The sequence below is a fragment of the Flammeovirgaceae bacterium SG7u.111 genome, assembly GCA_034044135.1.
GTDB lineage: Bacteria > Bacteroidota > Bacteroidia > Cytophagales > Flammeovirgaceae.
The window spans coordinates 1,016,138-1,031,163 of record CP139021.1; the positions used below are offsets into that span (position 1 = coordinate 1,016,138).

Sequence of the window (15,026 nt, forward strand, 5' to 3'; positions counted from 1 at the left end):
AAAGGCGAGCTGAAAAGCTCGCCTTTTGTGTACTACTCAGAAACAGTTCTCAATCTTTTGGCATCTTTATAAGGATTGTATCCATTTTGCTCTTTGCTGTAGTAACCATCCATGTTCCAAGGTCTTTTGGCGGGATGCTCTACGCATTCTGTAGAGCAGCAACCTTCCATTTTTTCCATACAGCTTTCGCAGATGGGTACGTGCCGGTTACACTCCGTGTTGGCGCAGTTTACCATGTGGTCAGATTTAGTTCCGCACACATAGCATTCGCTTATCACAGTAGGGTTTACCTTGTTCACATCCACCGTTACCCGGCTGTCGAATACATAGCATTGGCCTTCAAAATCTTCTCCTCCTTCCTCAAGACCATATTTGATGATACCGCCATGAAGTTGGTATACATCTTCGAAACCTTGCTCCACTAAAAATGCACTCGCTTTTTCGCACTTGATTCCTCCTGTGCAGTAGGTGATTACCTTTTTATTTTTTATTTTTTCTAGCTCTTCTGCCTTTTCTGGCATGTCCCTAAAGTTCTCTATATCGAGCGTGATAGCTCCCTTGAACCTGCCAATGCTGTGTTCGTAGCTAGAGCGCATATCTACAAGAACCACGTCCTTATCATTCATGATTTTCTTGAAATCAGCAGGCTCTAGGTGCTTTCCTGTTACTTTGTTGGGATCTAGGTGGGTAAGTCCCGAGTGGACGATTTCTTGCTTCACACGGACATTCAGCTTCTTGAACGCATGTTTATCGTGCTCATCCACTTTAAAGTCGATCTTGCTGAACCTAGGATCGGCTTTCACTGCTTCCATGTAGGCTTCGCAATCTTTTTTAAGACCTGAAACAGTTCCGTTCAGTCCTTCGCTTGCGATGATAATTCTTCCTCGCAAATTCAAAGAAAGGCAAAGTTCGTGGTGTTCTTCGCGGAAAACTTCAGGGTTTTCGATAGGGCTGTAGCAATAGTACAGCAGTACATAATACTCTTTTTGTTCCATCTTCTTAGGCGTAAACTAAGTGATAAATAAAATTTAGCCTGCAAAGATAAATAAATTGAGGAAATGGAAGAAAGGAAAATGATGGTGAAAAGAGCTGTTTATAAGATTTTTAGGTGATCGCAAGCTTTTCTGGCAGCGTCTTGCTCTGCTTTTTTCTTGCTGTATCCACTTCCCTCAGCTATTTCTTTTCCATCAATAGCCAATTTGGTCTTGAACTGCTTTTTGTGGTTAGAACCTGTTTCTTCCACAATGGCAAAGTTAAAGTCCTTGTTGTGCTTTTGGCACCATTCTATAATGGAACTCTTGAAATTAGTAGTCGTGTCTATGATCTCTTTGAGGTCATAGTGTTGCATGATGAGCTTTCGGATGATGAACTTTTTGGTGAACTTGAAGCCCATATCGAGGTACATAGCACCCAAAAAAGCTTCCATGGCATCGCCATAGAGAGATTTGTGCGATTGGTGGCTTTTCTTTTTCCCATCAAACTCCACTAGTTCGTTGAGACCTATTTTACGGGCAAGTTTGTTGAGCGACTCTCGGTTTACTATCCGTGAGCGGATTTCAGTAAGAAAGCCTTCGTCTTTGTAGGGGAATCTTTTGAAGAGGTATTCGGCAACCACTGCGCCAAGGATGGCATCTCCTAAGTATTCCAAGCGCTCATTTGACTCGCGAAAGCCCACGTTGTTTGTTTCGGCAATGGAAGTATGCTTCATTGCCAAGCTATATAAAGAGATATTAAGAGGAGCCGTGCCTGTAATATGTTTTACGGCACGACTCAATTTTTTTTCTCTTTCAGAATGTTTAGAAAACCAGCGGAACAGATATCTATAATGCACTATGTTTATTCTTCGTACTTGCGGAGCAATACTGAAAAATTGTGGCCTCCAAAGCCAAATGTGTTACTTAGGGCAACTTTCACTTCCCTTTTCTGAGCTTTATTGAACGTGAGGTTCAGCTTAGGATCGATGGTTTCATCGTCGGTGAAGTGGTTGATAGTTGGAGGAATAGTTTGCTTTTGGATAGCGAATATCGTTGCAATGGCTTCTATGGCACCTGCGGCTCCCAGTAAGTGACCAGTCATTGATTTTGTAGAACTGATATTCATTTCATAAGCATGTTCGCCAAATACTTTGGCAATAGCCTGTACTTCGCTAGTATCGCCTAGTGGAGTAGAAGTGCCATGAACATTTATATAATCAACTTCTTCTTTGGTGATTCCGGCATCGTCCAAGGCATTTATCATCACTTGTGCAGCACCTAGCCCTTCTGGATGTGGAGCCGTGATGTGGTGAGCATCGGCTGACATACCTCCTCCAATTAACTCTGCATATATTTTTGCGCCTCTAGCTTTTGCATGCTCTAGCTCTTCTAATATAAGTGCGCCAGCGCCTTCGCCAAGTACAAAACCATTTCTTTCTTTATCGAAAGGACGAGAAGCCGTGGTTGGGTCATCGTTTCTTTCAGAAAGGGCTTTCAATGCGTTAAAACCCCCAACGCCAGCTTCAGTTACAGCAGCTTCCGATCCTCCTGTTACAAAAAGATCAGCTTTGCCCAACCTAATGTAGTTGAAGGCATCGATCATAGCATTGGTAGCAGATGCACAAGCCGAAACAGTAACGAAGTTAGGTCCTTGAAGACCATATTTGATAGAGATGAAGCCAGCACTGATGTCGGCAATCATCTTAGGAATAAAAAATGGATTGAATTTAGGTGTCCCATCTCCAGAGTTGAAGTTAGTTACTTCATCTTGGAAGGTAGTAATACCACCGATACCCGATCCCCAAATTACTCCAAATCGTTTTTTATCTACAGCTTCTAGGTCAAGACCTGAATCTTCCATGGCTTGTGTAGCACTTACCACGGCATATTGAGTGAATAAGTCCATCTTGCGGGCATCCTTACGATGGATGGTAGGCTCAGGATTGAATCCCTTAACCTCACAAGCAAACTGTGTTTTGAATTTTTCTGCGTTGAATTTAGTGATTGGGGCAGCACCACTTACACCGTTCTCAAGGCCTTCCCAGTATTCTTCTACGGAATTGCCAAGGGGGGTCAATGCTCCTAATCCTGTTACTACTACTCTTTTGAGTTCCATAGAGCCAATGATTATGGTTTTTTCATTAAAAAAAAACCTGTCAGTATTAGAATCATTTTCAGAATTCTAACCTGGCAGGTCTTATTAAGTTTTCTCCAGGAGTGATCCTGATCATTAACCTACATTTTCTTCAAGATAGGATATTGCTTGACCAACAGTCGCAATATTTTCAGCTTGATCATCAGGAATAGAAATGTTGAATTCCTTCTCAAACTCCATGATAAGCTCCACAGTATCTAGTGAGTCAGCACCAAGATCGTTAGTGAAACTAGCTTCAGGAGTAACTTCTGATTCTTCGACTCCTAGCTTGTCGATTATGATTTTTTTAACTTTTTGTGCGATTTCTGACATAATCCTTTTAGCTTTTTTTTGTAATTAGATGCAAATAAATATATTAAAACATTGAATGCCAAAATTTGCTATAAATTTTACTTTCGTTTTGATGACTGAGAAGCTGGAGCTCGAAATACTATATGAGTTTGAATTGATTGGAATTGCTTCATTTGCAAGACCTTATAAAATGGCCTGGGAGCTTAATAGAGCATTGGATATCCGTTTGGTGAAAGTTGATGATTTAGAACTTAACTTTCTGAACGAACAGTTTGTACAGGTGTTGAATTTTTATTTTGCAACTGTACACAACACTTTTAGGCTTATAAAAAACAAATCCGTTTTTAGCTCAAAAAATATCAAGCCTTACATCCTTCCCGAACTCGAGAGCTTTGATTTCTTCTTAGTTGTCGAAAACCAAACTGGTTATGGGTCTATTGATGATAGCTTACAAGTGCTATCTGAAATCCCTATAGTCCAGTATGTAAAAAAATTCGATGCAAATCTACTCAAAAGTAAAGATAACTTAATGTTCTAGTCTTCTTTTTTTGTTTTTGGGGAGGTGGGCTCTGTTGGGGTCAAAATATCTTTGATCGATTTTCTTGCTACATCTACCACCATCATCACTAGCTGCTCTTTTAGCAATTTTCCAAAGTAGGATGTCCTTTTTGGTTTTACATACACTTGTTTTACAGGAGCTTGCTCACTAGAACTTGCTGTTGAAGAGGTAGGGGGCGTAGCCTGGGTGATGTACTCCGTCCGTTGCCTTTTGCCCGAAAGGAGGTTGAATAGCCCGTAGCCTACCAATAATATACCACCAGCTATCAGGGCGTTTTTGCCTGCATTCTCTACATTATCTACCGTGCCGTTTATCTGGGCTTTGATATTGTTCCGGTACTGTTCCGCTTCTTTTTTGAGCGTCTCTTTTTGTGCCTTTAGTTCTTCGTTCAATTTTTTTCTGCGTTTTCGATTTGGTTATCCATAAACATATCTAGCCTCTGTTTTAGAGGTTTCCGCATGGCTATTAATAAGATAAGCATGAGGATATAGATCATGCCCACTATAAAAAAGCTTAGTGTCTTGTTAATTTCAAAAAGGTCTGTGAGCAGCCACGCTAAGCTTATACTAAACATCATCATGGCGAAAGTAACCATGGTCATTCCCGCTACCACTATTATGAGGATAGAAAAAGTAGCGGCAGCTCCATTTCTGATTTCCAGCTTGAGAATATTGAGATACGTCTCAAACAAGCCTATTACATTATCGATAAGTTTATCACTAAACCTTGTTTTCTCCTTTTGTTCGGACATTGCTATTCCTAGTTAAAAAATGCTGTACGTTAACTCAGTCTAATTATTTAGCCTGTTCGGGCTGAAAAAGCGAAGAGGCTATTCTCTTGAAGAGATAAATCTCTTAGTATTTTGGAAATGTGCCTGTTTTGCAAACCAAATTTGCCTTTTGCCGAATTCCTACAAATATTAATGCTATAAAGGAAACCTACAACCTTTATAGTATATAAAACAGGAATGTGGGGAAGAGGTTTGGGATAAGCACGGGTTTATTGTGATACGGGCAGGCTAATTATGAACTCAGAGCCTTTCCCTTCTTGGCTGTCTACCTGTATTTCTCCTTTGTGTTTTTGGATAATACTATAGCTAATAGACAGCCCTAGTCCCGTACCCTTGCCTACATCTTTGGTGGTATAAAAAGGTTCAAAAATCTTTTTGATAGATGCCTTGGGGATGCCGTTTCCATTGTCTTTGATTTTTATAAGCACATATTTTTTGTTTTTGGTAAGAGAAGTGGATATCAAAATAGTTGCTTTGAAGTCTTTTTCTTTCTCCACTTTCTCTGTCAGTGCTTGTATAGCATTTCCTAAAATATTGATAAATACCTGATTGAGCTCGCTAGGATAGCAATCGATAAATTGGATGTCGCCATAGTCCTTTTCTATACCTACCATATACTTGTACTGGTGGTGTAAAATGGTAAGGGCTGAGTCCAAGTTGTCATGGATATTCGTAGGAATGGGTTCGCCTTTGTCTGGGCGAGAGAAAGTCCTTAAGCCTTTGATGATCTCAGAAGTCCTTATAACTCCATTTTCCATGTTTCGGCTTATTTTCTCGAGGTTATCCAGCAAAAATGTAAACTTGACTTCCTCCTTTAGCTTTTCAATTTCTTCTATTTGCTCAGTAAAATGCTCCTGGTCTACCGCTTCGTATTTGTGGAGAACGGCAATGATATTTTTGATAGCCAGTTTTAACCCCTGAAGCCCAGAGCTAATAAAGTTGACAGGGTTGTTTATTTCGTGAGCTATCCCTGCTGTTAGTACACCAAGTGAAGCCATTTTTTCACTTTGCACTAACTGAGATTGTGTACTCTTTAAAGTCTTGAGAATCTGCTCTAGTTCAGCTTTTTGCTTAACAAGGTTTTGGTTATAGTCTCCTAACTGTATATTCTTGGAAGTAAGTTCGTCATTAAGCTTCTGTATTTGTCCTGTGCGTTCTTCTACCAGAGACTCTAGTGTGTTCTGGTATCTTTCCAGTTCTAGTTCTGCATTTTTCCGTCGGGTTATATCTTCTACTATGGTTAGTGCATATTTTGGGGTGTTGTCGGGATTATACAGATGTGTGGTAGTTAGGTTTACCCAAACCGTATGGCCCTTTTTATGAATATATCTTTTTTCAAAAGAGATATCTTGAATCTCCCTTTTGAGGAGCTGTTGAAAAATATCTATATTAGATTTTAAATCATCGGGGTGGGTGAGGCTTCGGAAATCTTTCTTTAAAAGCTCTTCTTGGGTATAGCCAACAATGTCGCAGAACCTTTTATTTATTTTGCCAAAGCTGCCGTCTGGTTTTAAATGGATAATGCCAACTGCAGCTTGCTCAAATGTAGAACGAAAACGCTCTTCACTTTCCAGCAAGGCTCTGTCTATCTTTAATTTTTCAAGTTCGGCACCTGCTCTTCCAGAGAAAATTTCTAATACCTGCATAATACCCTTGGTGTCTTGCAACATTTTTTTACTCATCGCCACGATAATGCCTACTGGTTTTCCTTTGCTGTTGCATAGCGGGGTGCCTACATATGCTTCCACTTCTAGTTCGGTAAGGAGAAGGTCTTTGGGAAATTGAGCCGCTACATCGGAAGGGTACACCATACTCATTTGTTTCTTGAATACTCCTTGGCAGGGGCTGCCTTCTAAGTCATACGTGAAGTTTTCAGCAACATGACCTTCTTGCCAAAAAGCAATGGTTTTTACTTGTACTTTTGCTGGGTCATCGTGTTCGATCAACTCTCCTACATAAGTGAAATCTGCTTTTATGACCTTTGCCGTTTGGGATGCTACAGTTTCAAAGAATACTTTGCCTACTTTGGAAGAAACACCTTTTCGAATATTTTCTATGAGTTGATTCTTGTGTGTTAGTTCTTCTTCGGCAAGCTTTTTCTCAGTGATGTCCCGAATAATTACTTGAGAATATTTTTGCTCGCTATATTCAAAAGCACTTACAGTTATTTCGCAATACAATAGCGTGTCATCTTCTTTTTGGTGCAACCATTCGAAGCGAGGCGGAAGTTGTCCGTTTAGAATTTGTATAGCTTTTTCGGTAGAAAGCTGCCCGTCTGGCTGGTGCTTGGGGCTAAATAAGAAAGGAGGTTTGTGTTCGAATACACCCTTTTTTACCCCAAAAAGTTTTTCAGCTTTTGTATTGCAGTCATAAAACTCGGTGCCTTTCATCAAGATTACCGCATCATAGTTATGTTCATAGAGCATGCGGTATTTCTCCTCGTTGTTCTTGAGTTGCATTACCGCATCGCGGAGTTCTTTGTTCCTTAATTCCAGTTCATCATTTGCTGCCTGATGTTCTTCAATAGTTGCTAAAAGCTCTTCTTCTGCGGCTTTTAATGCTTTGTTTTTGGCAAGAAGGTCTTTTTCTACTGTTTTTATCTGGGTGATATTGTGTGCTTGGATGAGTCCAACTTCTTTTCCTCCTACCTCTATTTTTTCCCCATAAGTTATACAGAATACTTTTTCTCCACTTTTTTTATGAATAACCAACTCCTGGGCTTCAAAATAGCTTTTTTCAACTAAATCTTCCCAAAGCTCCATTCTTTTTTCCTCTGTAAATACACCTAGCTCGTTTGATGTTTTGCCCAAAGCCTGGTCTTTTTCAAACCCAAATAGAGCCAAGGCTTCGTCATTGGCATCTATGATTGCAGCGGTTTCTAGGTCCATCAAGATGATGATAGAGTGGTTGTACTTGAATATTTTCGAAAACTTTTCTTCACTATTTTTTAATGATTCTTCTACTTTTTTCCTTTCGGAAAGGTCACGCATAAGAATCTGTATTTGCTGGTTTGAAAGTAGGCAAGAATTCATCTCTATGGGCACAGTAGTACCATCTTTCGTGACAATGTTTCTCTCAATAATGACGTTTTCTCCCCCAAGTACTAAATCGTAACGAAAAGGCTTCTTCTCAATTGACTCAGGGTCAAACAGTATCATCGAATCTTTTCCTAGCAATTCTGTTGGGCTGTACCCAGTGAGCAAAGCAGCTTTTTTATTCATAGCCAATACATTGCCCTTTACGTCGCCCAAGAAAATAGCATCTGCAGCCTGTTCAAAAATAATCCGGTAGTTTTCTTTACTTACTTTAAGTGCTTCTGTCCGTTTTTCTACCTGTGATTCAAGGTAGTTTTGGTAGCGAGCTAGCTGCTCTTCTTTTTCCTTTTCATAACTAATATCCCGGGTAACCCTTCCAAAAAACCGCCCCATTTGTGTTTCTATTTCAAAAATTGTGAGAGAGAGGTGTTTTATTTTCCCACTTTTGGGCTGTATCGTATGTTCTAGTTGGGTGATTAGTTTGTGGTCAGGGTTGTTTACCAACAAGTTTTCAATCTCCTTTTTTATATTAATCAGCTTGTTCCTTTCCTCTTTATTTTGCGGGAGAACGAGGTGTTCTATTTCCCATATATAGTTGTCTATTGCATCGTTTTTGTTTATTTCAAAAAGCTCTTCCATAGTTTGGTTCCATTCCAAAACCTTTCCATTATCATTGATTAAGGCAATCCCTTCCGATGATTGTTGTATGAAACTCCTGAATTTTAATTCGTTGAGAGCGAGCTTTTTTTGTAAATTTTTTCTGATTTCCACCTCCTTTTCAAGTTGGATGTTTTTCATTTCCAATTGGTCATTGGTGGAAGAGAGTTCTTCATTAAGAGTTTCCAGTTGGGCAGTACGTGAGCTCACACGCCTTTCCAAGGTTTTGCGATGTTCTGCTAGTTCTTCCTCCAGTTTTTTTCTGCTGGTAATGTCCCAGATAGTTCCCTCTATTGCTACGACCTCACCATTTTCCATAATCGTTCTTGGGTGGTGCTCGATCCAAATAGTGTTTCCATCCTGTTTGATCCATCTCACTATAAGAGGCTTGTTTAAATCCATACCTCTTACTTTTTCTATATCTTCTGGGTGTACAAGGTTTTGCCAAAAGGCATCATCGGCATAAAGTACCTCAAGAGGATACCCAGTCATTAATTCAGAGGTTTTATTTGCATAGAGTAGCTTGTGGAAAGGCTTGAGCTGAAACCGGTAGAGAACTATGGGCGAATCATCTGCAAGGTTGCCCAATCTCTTGTAGTTGTCTTGAGAAGAGGTTAAATTAGAAAGAAGAGCTTTCCTATGGATCTGATAAGTATTGGCTAGGGCAATTACTAAAATGACCAAAAAGCATAGGTAGCTAGCTGTATAAGTTACAAGAGGGGGGGGGCTAAACCCTAAAGCTAAAAGGCTGGTACCAACAATACTAGTCGGAAATAAAAGAATATATGCTTGTTTTTCGGCTACAGATGAACTTACAAGAGCAGTTGCTAGAGCGATGAAAACGGCGATGAAACTCCAAGAAGCGCGCGAAAAGCCTGCCTGAACGCATTGAAATATACAGATAAGACTGATAGGCAAGAGTAATAGCCACGTACGCAAAGTAGGGCTAAATTTGTTTCTTGTAATACTTGAGGCAAATAGGCTAGAAACTATACCTAACGACATCAGTATCAATAGGCTTGTTTGTGAATTGCCACCGATAAGAGAAGAAGAGCAAATAAGAACAAAAAGCCACAAAGCTACTGTAGGGCTTGTAAAATCTAACAAGCGTTTTTTTACATGTATTTTGCTGCTTATACTATTATCCAGCCTACTATTGGAGGAATCTGTCATGTTATAAAAATAGGATGGCTATTTCAATGTGCAATGCAATAAGCCAAAAAGCTCATTGATTAGCTTGAGGTCAAATCAAGTTTTTTTCACTTATTTGTTCCCTTATTACCCAAAGTGATATGTTAAATATATAAAAAAAATAATGTCCAAATAAAGAAATCAGGTTGTTATTTTGGAAATAGCTTTGATTTTGGAATGGTTAAGAATAGCTTGGATAAGATCGTTCTATATTTTTTAACATGCCTTCAAAAATAAAGAAGTGAAAAGGGAGTACAAGGTACCAATAAGCCCTACCCCAGAGACCGTTCGGGCGGAAAGTAGCTGTTTGGGTTATAAATGTAAGCTCATTCTTTTTAGTTAATTTGAATTCGAGCCATGCTTCGCCAGGCAATTTCATTTCAGCATATAGCAGTAACCTTCCCTTGTTTTTCTCTGCCAAAAGTACCCGCCAAAAATCCAACGCATCTCCAGCGTTTATCTGGTCGGAGTTGGTTCTTCCTCTCCTTAGCCCAACTCCACCTACCATTTTGTCCATTACTCCTCTTATTTTCCACAAAAAGTTTCCATAGTACCAGCCCTTTTCTCCTCCAATCGACCAAATGTTTTTGATTACATCTTCTTGGGGGTGTTCCAGTTTTCTTGACCTGTGGTCTTTGAAACATCCATAGGTCGGGACTTCCACATAATCGGCGAGGGTGTTGTGTTTGGTGCTGCTTACCAGCGAATCTTTCCAGCTAGAAATAACCATGTTTTGCTCAATTCGCTGAAAAGCTAACTGAACCGCTGTTTTGTAGGCAATGGGTTTTATCTCAAGTAATTTAGATAGTTTATTATCTCTGGCGACTACCTCGGCATGCATGCTGTCTACCAAGTTAACGGCAAGTTTGTAAGAAGTAGAAGTGACCATGAACAACCAGTAGGAAGAAAGTCGTGGAGTCATTACGGGTAGGGTAAAAATCCACCTTCGGAGTTTTCTTACCTTGGCAAAGTCAAGCAACATCTGCTTGTAACTCAGTACATCTGCACCGCCAATGTCAAATATTTGGTTCATGCACTCGGGGTGGAGCATTACCCCCATGAGGTATTTGATGACATCGCGGATGGCAATAGGTTGGGACAGCGTATTGAGCCAGCGAGGGGCGATCATCACAGGGAGCTTTTCCACCAAGTCCCGTATAATTTCAAAAGAAGCACTTCCTGAGCCTACTATAATTCCGGCTCTTAGAATAGTGAGCGCATACTTGTCGCTTTTTAGGTAGGACTCTACCTGTAGGCGAGAAGTGAGGTGTTTGGAGAGGTTTTCCGCATTGGAAATTCCACTCAGAAATATGACCTGCTGGGCGGTGGAGTGCTCTATATAAGTTTTGAAATTGAGGGCGGTGCGTTTTTCCAAGGTTTCAAAACCTCTAAGTGATGAGCCCATTGAGTGGATAAGGAAAAAAGCTATGTCAAAGTCCAAAGGAGCAGTATTTATATCTATTCCTTCTAGAAAATCAGCTTCAAATATGTGTAGGTTTTTGTGCTTAGGGTGGGAGAGACGAGTTTTGTCCCTCACGCAGCAAATTACTTCGTTCCCGGCTTCCAAAAGCACGGGTAAAAGTCTCCGCCCAATGTATCCATTTGCTCCAGTTAGTAAAACTTTCATGCTTGGTGATGTTTCATAGATGTATGCTTTTCCAACCAAATGTATGAGGGATAGTTTTTGTATTTTTTTTCCAACTTCTTCAGAAAGTGAAAAAAAGTAACTTCATATATGCTATTAGAGGTTAAATTTGGGTTGTAATTCTTTCTAACCCGTAGTTGAGTTAAGCCAAATGCAGTACAAAGCGATTTTCCAATCTCTTCAAACCCATGGTGTTAAATATGTAGTAACTGGCGGCGTGGCTGTGAATATTTATGGAATCCAACGGATGACGGTCGATTTGGATTTAGTAGTTGATTTGAATGCGGAAAACCTCAAACAGTTTAGAAAAGTAGTGGATCAAATTGGGCTGCAGACTAGCCTGCCCATCAGGCTGGAAGCTTTTGCCGATAACTCGTTTCGGAGAATCATGATCCATCAAAAGAATATGATAGCCTATTCTTTTTTCAACACAGGTCCCAAGCTTTTTGTGGTAGATGTAATCATCGATATGCCCATCCCTTTTGACGAGATATGGAAACAACGGGAAACAAGACATGTGGAGGGAATAGATATCGAAATAATTTCCATCGAACACCTTATTGCCCTCAAAAAAGAGTCGGATAGAGAAGTGGATCAGTCCGATATAGCAGCGCTCTCTAAGCTAAAAAATTTGTAGGAGATTATTCCAAAAACTTCAATACCTTTTTGGCGAATTCCTCTCCTTTATACGTATTGTTGTGATCGCCAGGCACTATTGCCAACTGGCTGTTGGGCAAGTATTGTTGCAATTCAGCAGGATCGCCATTGTCCTTATCGAGGTCTCCTGCAATGATGAGCGTGGGAGTTTCTATAGCTTTAAGCTCAGTTATGCTCGTAACAGGCTGGTGGTGCTGGAGTAGGCTCAATACTTTTAGGTCTGCACCTATCGAAGTAGCGTATTCCACAGCCTCTCTGGTGATGTCGCTGAGTGGTGCTTCTCCTCCAAATGCCTCGGCAAACATGATGCGGCGATCCCAATCGGGGTTGGTGAAATCTAATCCCATTCCGCCTATTACGGCTTTTTTGATTCGTTTCTCTTGGGTAAGCAATTTTGCCAGTACAATAGATCCTCGGGAATAACCGATAGCGGTATAGGTTTCTAATTGAAGATGGTCGGCGAGTGCCAATAGGTCTTTTGTTTCCGCATTGTTGGCGTAAGCTTCAGGAGTGTGGGGCTTGTCAGAGTTTCCATTTCCCCTCAGGTCGGGGACTATTACCCGGTAGCCAGCATTCAGAAGTTCTTGTTTGAGGGCTGCGTTGTTCCATGAACTACCGTTAGAGATAAATCCATGTAGTAACATTACTGGAGAACCCTTCCCTTCATCGGTAAGGGCAATGGTTGTGTTATCGAACGAGCTGAACGTTTTCCACTTTTTTTTTTCTTCTATTTGATCTTGCCTTTTTTCTTTTGAAGTAGAACAGGCGGTAAGGAGTGCGCCTAATAATAGGTACAAAATACATTTCATCTTCATGGTGGTAGATAATTGAGTTAGTTAAATTTTCGATTAAATATAGAAAGGTTTCAAATAAGTAAGAGTGAACTTGTGAATTATGGGTGTGATTATTAATGTTGTTTTGTAGTGATCTGTGTTATATAAATACAAATACCTATTATCAATTATCAACATATACCTACAATTAGGGAGTTATTCCGTTTAAAACATTTTTACTTTTGAGTTTGTATGAAATATCAGGTTTTGTATTACTATTTTTATTCACCATAAAATTTATCAAACAAAATGTCAGACCTTTCAAACATTGGGAAATTTGTTGACCAATCTGCAGCTATCAAAGAATTAAATGCTTTTTTAGCTACTGTTCCAGACCCTAATGACCCAAACCTTGCAGTAGCATTTATGTTCGGCTTAGATAAGCTAACCGAGTTTTTCGACAAAGTGAAGGTCTATAATAATGGAGTGACAGATCCCTCTGCTAAAGTTGATGCGGTTCGTTTTTATAGATCGATTTCGGAAGATAGTGCAGGGAAAGAGAAACTTGATTTGATCTTAATCCCTGTCAAAACTGATGGTGAAGATTTGATACCCATTTATAAACAGGGCGGAAAAATTGAAGGAGGAGCACTGAATAATGAAGGAGGGGATGACGCTCTCACAGACTCTCGACCATGTCCTAACCAATGTGATGACTAAGCTAGGGAGAATATAAACACTCTTCAATAACAAATAGGTAATGGGGCGATATTAAAATAGGTGTCGCTTCATTGTCAAACCTTAGAGATTATGCCAAATCTTTATCATGTATTAAACGATTTTATGGTTACTAGCTTCAGAGAATTCAGCATCTTAGTAGCAGAACTGGCAGATTATACTGATTTTATTCCTCTTGTATTACTGCTTTTTATCAAAAAAAGAAAGCCGGAGTATAATTACCTTCTTGCGAATTTTTTCATTGTTACAGTTATTAAGATTATCACAAATGTTTTGGCAGATAAGGTAGCCAATAACATGCCTTTATATCATCTTATAAGCCTTGTAGAGTTGGTCTTCTTAACTCTTTTTTATACACAAATCCTCAAATTTAAAAGACAGACTACACGGGTATTACTTGCCGCTTTTTTGGTGCTCAATGTGGCCAATTCTATTTTCCTTCAAAGTATTTACGAATGGAATTCCTATGCCATTAGCCTGAATACCTTGCTGTATATCTATTTTGGTTTGTATTTTTTCTATCGTGTATATGCAAAAGAGGAAACAACTAACCTGTTCAAGTATCCACTGTTTTACATTAATGTAGGGTTTTTAGTATTTTTTGCCAGTACCTTCTTTCTTTTTGCCATGGGTGCTATATTGCTGAGCAGTTATGGTAATAGTTTTTATGAAAATACGTGGATAATACAGTCTATAAGCAATATTCTAAAGAATTTTGTTTTGGCTTATGGTTTAGTGTTGGTGATAAGGAATTATGAATAAGGAATTTATATTCGTACTGGTTATAGGTTCGGTTGCAATGGTGCTGATGGTAGGAGCCGTCATTTTTTTTGTGGTACTTTATCAGCAAAAGCTTATTAAAAAGGCTGCAGAGTACAAAATGATAGAAGCCTTGCTAAAGGACCTGGAGATAAGTACGTTGAATTCAACGATAGATACGCAAGAGGCGGAGCGCAAGCGCATAGCTACTGAACTGCACGACAGGGTTGGGAGTATGCTTTCGGCGGTAAAGCTTCATTTTGGAGCATTTTCTAACAATGACCCTCAAAATCCGAAAGTGTTGATGCTTAGTAAACTGCTAGATGATTCTTTGGATGAAGTGAGGAGAATCTCCCATAACATGACTTCGGGAGTGTTGTCCAAGTTTGGCTTAGAGCCAGCTCTTGTTGACCTAAAGCGCACGATCAATGCTAGTGATAGGATAAGTATGGAAATATACTTCAATAACATTGATAAGAAAATGTCTAAAGATCTTGAAATCAATTTGTATAGAATTATTCAAGAGTCTGTTAGCAATGTGTTGAAACATGCGGATGCAACTGAAATTAATGTGCAACTTACCCGCCATGAAGATGGCCACCTTACGCTTATGATAGAAGACAACGGGAGGGGCTTTGATGTAAATCAAGCAAAGAGCAATAGCATGGGGCTTCAGAATATTAAAAACCGAGCCAGCACATTTAATGGTGAACTGAATATTGATAGTTTTGTAGGGCACGGAACAACTATCACCATAGATTTCCCGATTTCTTCAGCTGAATAATTCTGCAATTAGTGTTGG

The 15,026-nt window shown here is 39.7% G+C and carries 14 protein-coding genes; 5 read left to right on the plus strand and 9 right to left on the minus strand.

Annotation, left to right across the window (positions count from 1 at the left end):
* Window positions 1–32: 32 nt before the first annotated feature.
* The 4 genes from R9C00_04105 to R9C00_04120 form a co-directional block, all read right to left on the minus strand.
* Entirely contained in the window at window positions 33–995 is a 963-nt protein-coding gene (locus R9C00_04105) for a rhodanese-related sulfurtransferase (GenBank protein WPO36630.1), read from the minus strand.
* A gap of 98 nt (window positions 996–1,093) precedes the next feature.
* Window positions 1,094–1,774, minus strand: a complete 681-nt coding sequence (gene rnc / locus R9C00_04110; GenBank protein WPO36631.1) for a ribonuclease III — start codon at window positions 1,772–1,774, stop codon at window positions 1,094–1,096.
* A gap of 62 nt (window positions 1,775–1,836) precedes the next feature.
* On the minus strand, window positions 1,837–3,090 hold the full coding sequence (gene fabF / locus R9C00_04115) for a beta-ketoacyl-ACP synthase II (GenBank protein ID WPO36632.1): 1,254 nt from the start codon (window positions 3,088–3,090) through the stop codon (window positions 1,837–1,839).
* Between the two features lie 114 nt (window positions 3,091–3,204).
* Complete coding sequence (locus R9C00_04120; protein ID WPO36633.1) at window positions 3,205–3,441, minus strand: acyl carrier protein; 237 nt, start codon at window positions 3,439–3,441, stop codon at window positions 3,205–3,207.
* 91 nt (window positions 3,442–3,532) lie between these two features.
* Between R9C00_04120 and R9C00_04125 the strand changes: the two genes are divergently transcribed.
* Window positions 3,533–3,958, plus strand: coding sequence for an IPExxxVDY family protein (locus R9C00_04125; GenBank protein WPO36634.1), 426 nt, complete (start codon window positions 3,533–3,535; stop codon window positions 3,956–3,958).
* On the opposite strand, the gene R9C00_04130 is transcribed toward R9C00_04125, so the two are convergent.
* The 4 genes from R9C00_04130 to R9C00_04145 form a co-directional block, all read right to left on the minus strand.
* Window positions 3,955–4,371, minus strand: coding sequence for a hypothetical protein (locus R9C00_04130; GenBank protein ID WPO36635.1), 417 nt, complete (start codon window positions 4,369–4,371; stop codon window positions 3,955–3,957). The two genes, R9C00_04125 and R9C00_04130, sit on opposite strands and share 4 nt — an antisense overlap.
* Window positions 4,368–4,730: a phage holin family protein gene (locus R9C00_04135; protein ID WPO36636.1), complete on the minus strand. Its 363-nt coding sequence runs from the start codon at window positions 4,728–4,730 to the stop codon at window positions 4,368–4,370. The genes R9C00_04130 and R9C00_04135 overlap by 4 nt, the downstream gene beginning before the upstream one ends.
* Window positions 4,731–4,978: 248 nt before the next feature.
* Complete coding sequence (locus tag R9C00_04140) at window positions 4,979–9,145, minus strand: PAS domain S-box protein (protein WPO36637.1); 4,167 nt, start codon at window positions 9,143–9,145, stop codon at window positions 4,979–4,981.
* A 688-nt stretch (window positions 9,146–9,833) separates the two neighbouring features.
* Window positions 9,834–11,279, minus strand: a complete 1,446-nt coding sequence (locus tag R9C00_04145) for an SDR family oxidoreductase (protein WPO36638.1) — start codon at window positions 11,277–11,279, stop codon at window positions 9,834–9,836.
* A 169-nt stretch (window positions 11,280–11,448) separates the two neighbouring features.
* On the opposite strand from R9C00_04145, the gene R9C00_04150 reads away from it, so the two are divergent.
* Window positions 11,449–11,934, plus strand: a complete 486-nt coding sequence (locus tag R9C00_04150) for a nucleotidyl transferase AbiEii/AbiGii toxin family protein (protein WPO36639.1) — start codon at window positions 11,449–11,451, stop codon at window positions 11,932–11,934.
* Between the two features lie 4 nt (window positions 11,935–11,938).
* Here the strand turns inward: R9C00_04150 and R9C00_04155 are convergent, their stop codons facing one another.
* Entirely contained in the window at window positions 11,939–12,769 is an 831-nt protein-coding gene (locus R9C00_04155) for an alpha/beta hydrolase (protein WPO36640.1), read from the minus strand.
* A gap of 267 nt (window positions 12,770–13,036) precedes the next feature.
* Between R9C00_04155 and R9C00_04160 the strand changes: the two genes are divergently transcribed.
* The 3 genes from R9C00_04160 (at window position 13,037) to R9C00_04170 (ending at window position 15,008) form a co-directional block, all read left to right on the plus strand.
* Window positions 13,037–13,447, plus strand: a complete 411-nt coding sequence (locus R9C00_04160) for a hypothetical protein (protein ID WPO36641.1) — start codon at window positions 13,037–13,039, stop codon at window positions 13,445–13,447.
* A gap of 90 nt (window positions 13,448–13,537) precedes the next feature.
* On the plus strand, window positions 13,538–14,227 hold the full coding sequence (locus R9C00_04165) for a hypothetical protein (GenBank protein WPO36642.1): 690 nt from the start codon (window positions 13,538–13,540) through the stop codon (window positions 14,225–14,227).
* Window positions 14,220–15,008 carry a sensor histidine kinase gene (locus R9C00_04170; GenBank protein WPO36643.1) on the plus strand — a complete coding sequence of 263 codons (789 nt, stop codon included), beginning with the start codon at window positions 14,220–14,222 and terminating at the stop codon, window positions 15,006–15,008. Before R9C00_04165 ends, R9C00_04170 begins: the two co-directional genes overlap by 8 nt.
* Window positions 15,009–15,026: the final 18 nt, after the last annotated feature.

Coding starts and splice junctions, on each gene's coding strand:
- R9C00_04160 (WPO36641.1), top strand. CDS start 13,037: ATGTCAGACCTTTCAAACATTGGGAAATTTGTTGACCAATCTGCAGCT.
- R9C00_04120 (WPO36633.1), bottom strand. CDS start 3,441: ATGTCAGAAATCGCACAAAAAGTTAAAAAAATCATAATCGACAAGCTA.
- R9C00_04170 (WPO36643.1), top strand. CDS start 14,220: ATGAATAAGGAATTTATATTCGTACTGGTTATAGGTTCGGTTGCAATG.
- R9C00_04150 (WPO36639.1), top strand. CDS start 11,449: ATGCAGTACAAAGCGATTTTCCAATCTCTTCAAACCCATGGTGTTAAA.
- fabF (WPO36632.1), bottom strand. CDS start 3,090: ATGGAACTCAAAAGAGTAGTAGTAACAGGATTAGGAGCATTGACCCCC.
- R9C00_04135 (WPO36636.1), bottom strand. CDS start 4,730: ATGTCCGAACAAAAGGAGAAAACAAGGTTTAGTGATAAACTTATCGAT.
- R9C00_04145 (WPO36638.1), bottom strand. CDS start 11,279: ATGAAAGTTTTACTAACTGGAGCAAATGGATACATTGGGCGGAGACTT.
- R9C00_04165 (WPO36642.1), top strand. CDS start 13,538: ATGCCAAATCTTTATCATGTATTAAACGATTTTATGGTTACTAGCTTC.
- R9C00_04105 (WPO36630.1), bottom strand. CDS start 995: ATGGAACAAAAAGAGTATTATGTACTGCTGTACTATTGCTACAGCCCT.
- R9C00_04125 (WPO36634.1), top strand. CDS start 3,533: ATGACTGAGAAGCTGGAGCTCGAAATACTATATGAGTTTGAATTGATT.
- R9C00_04155 (WPO36640.1), bottom strand. CDS start 12,769: ATGAAGATGAAATGTATTTTGTACCTATTATTAGGCGCACTCCTTACC.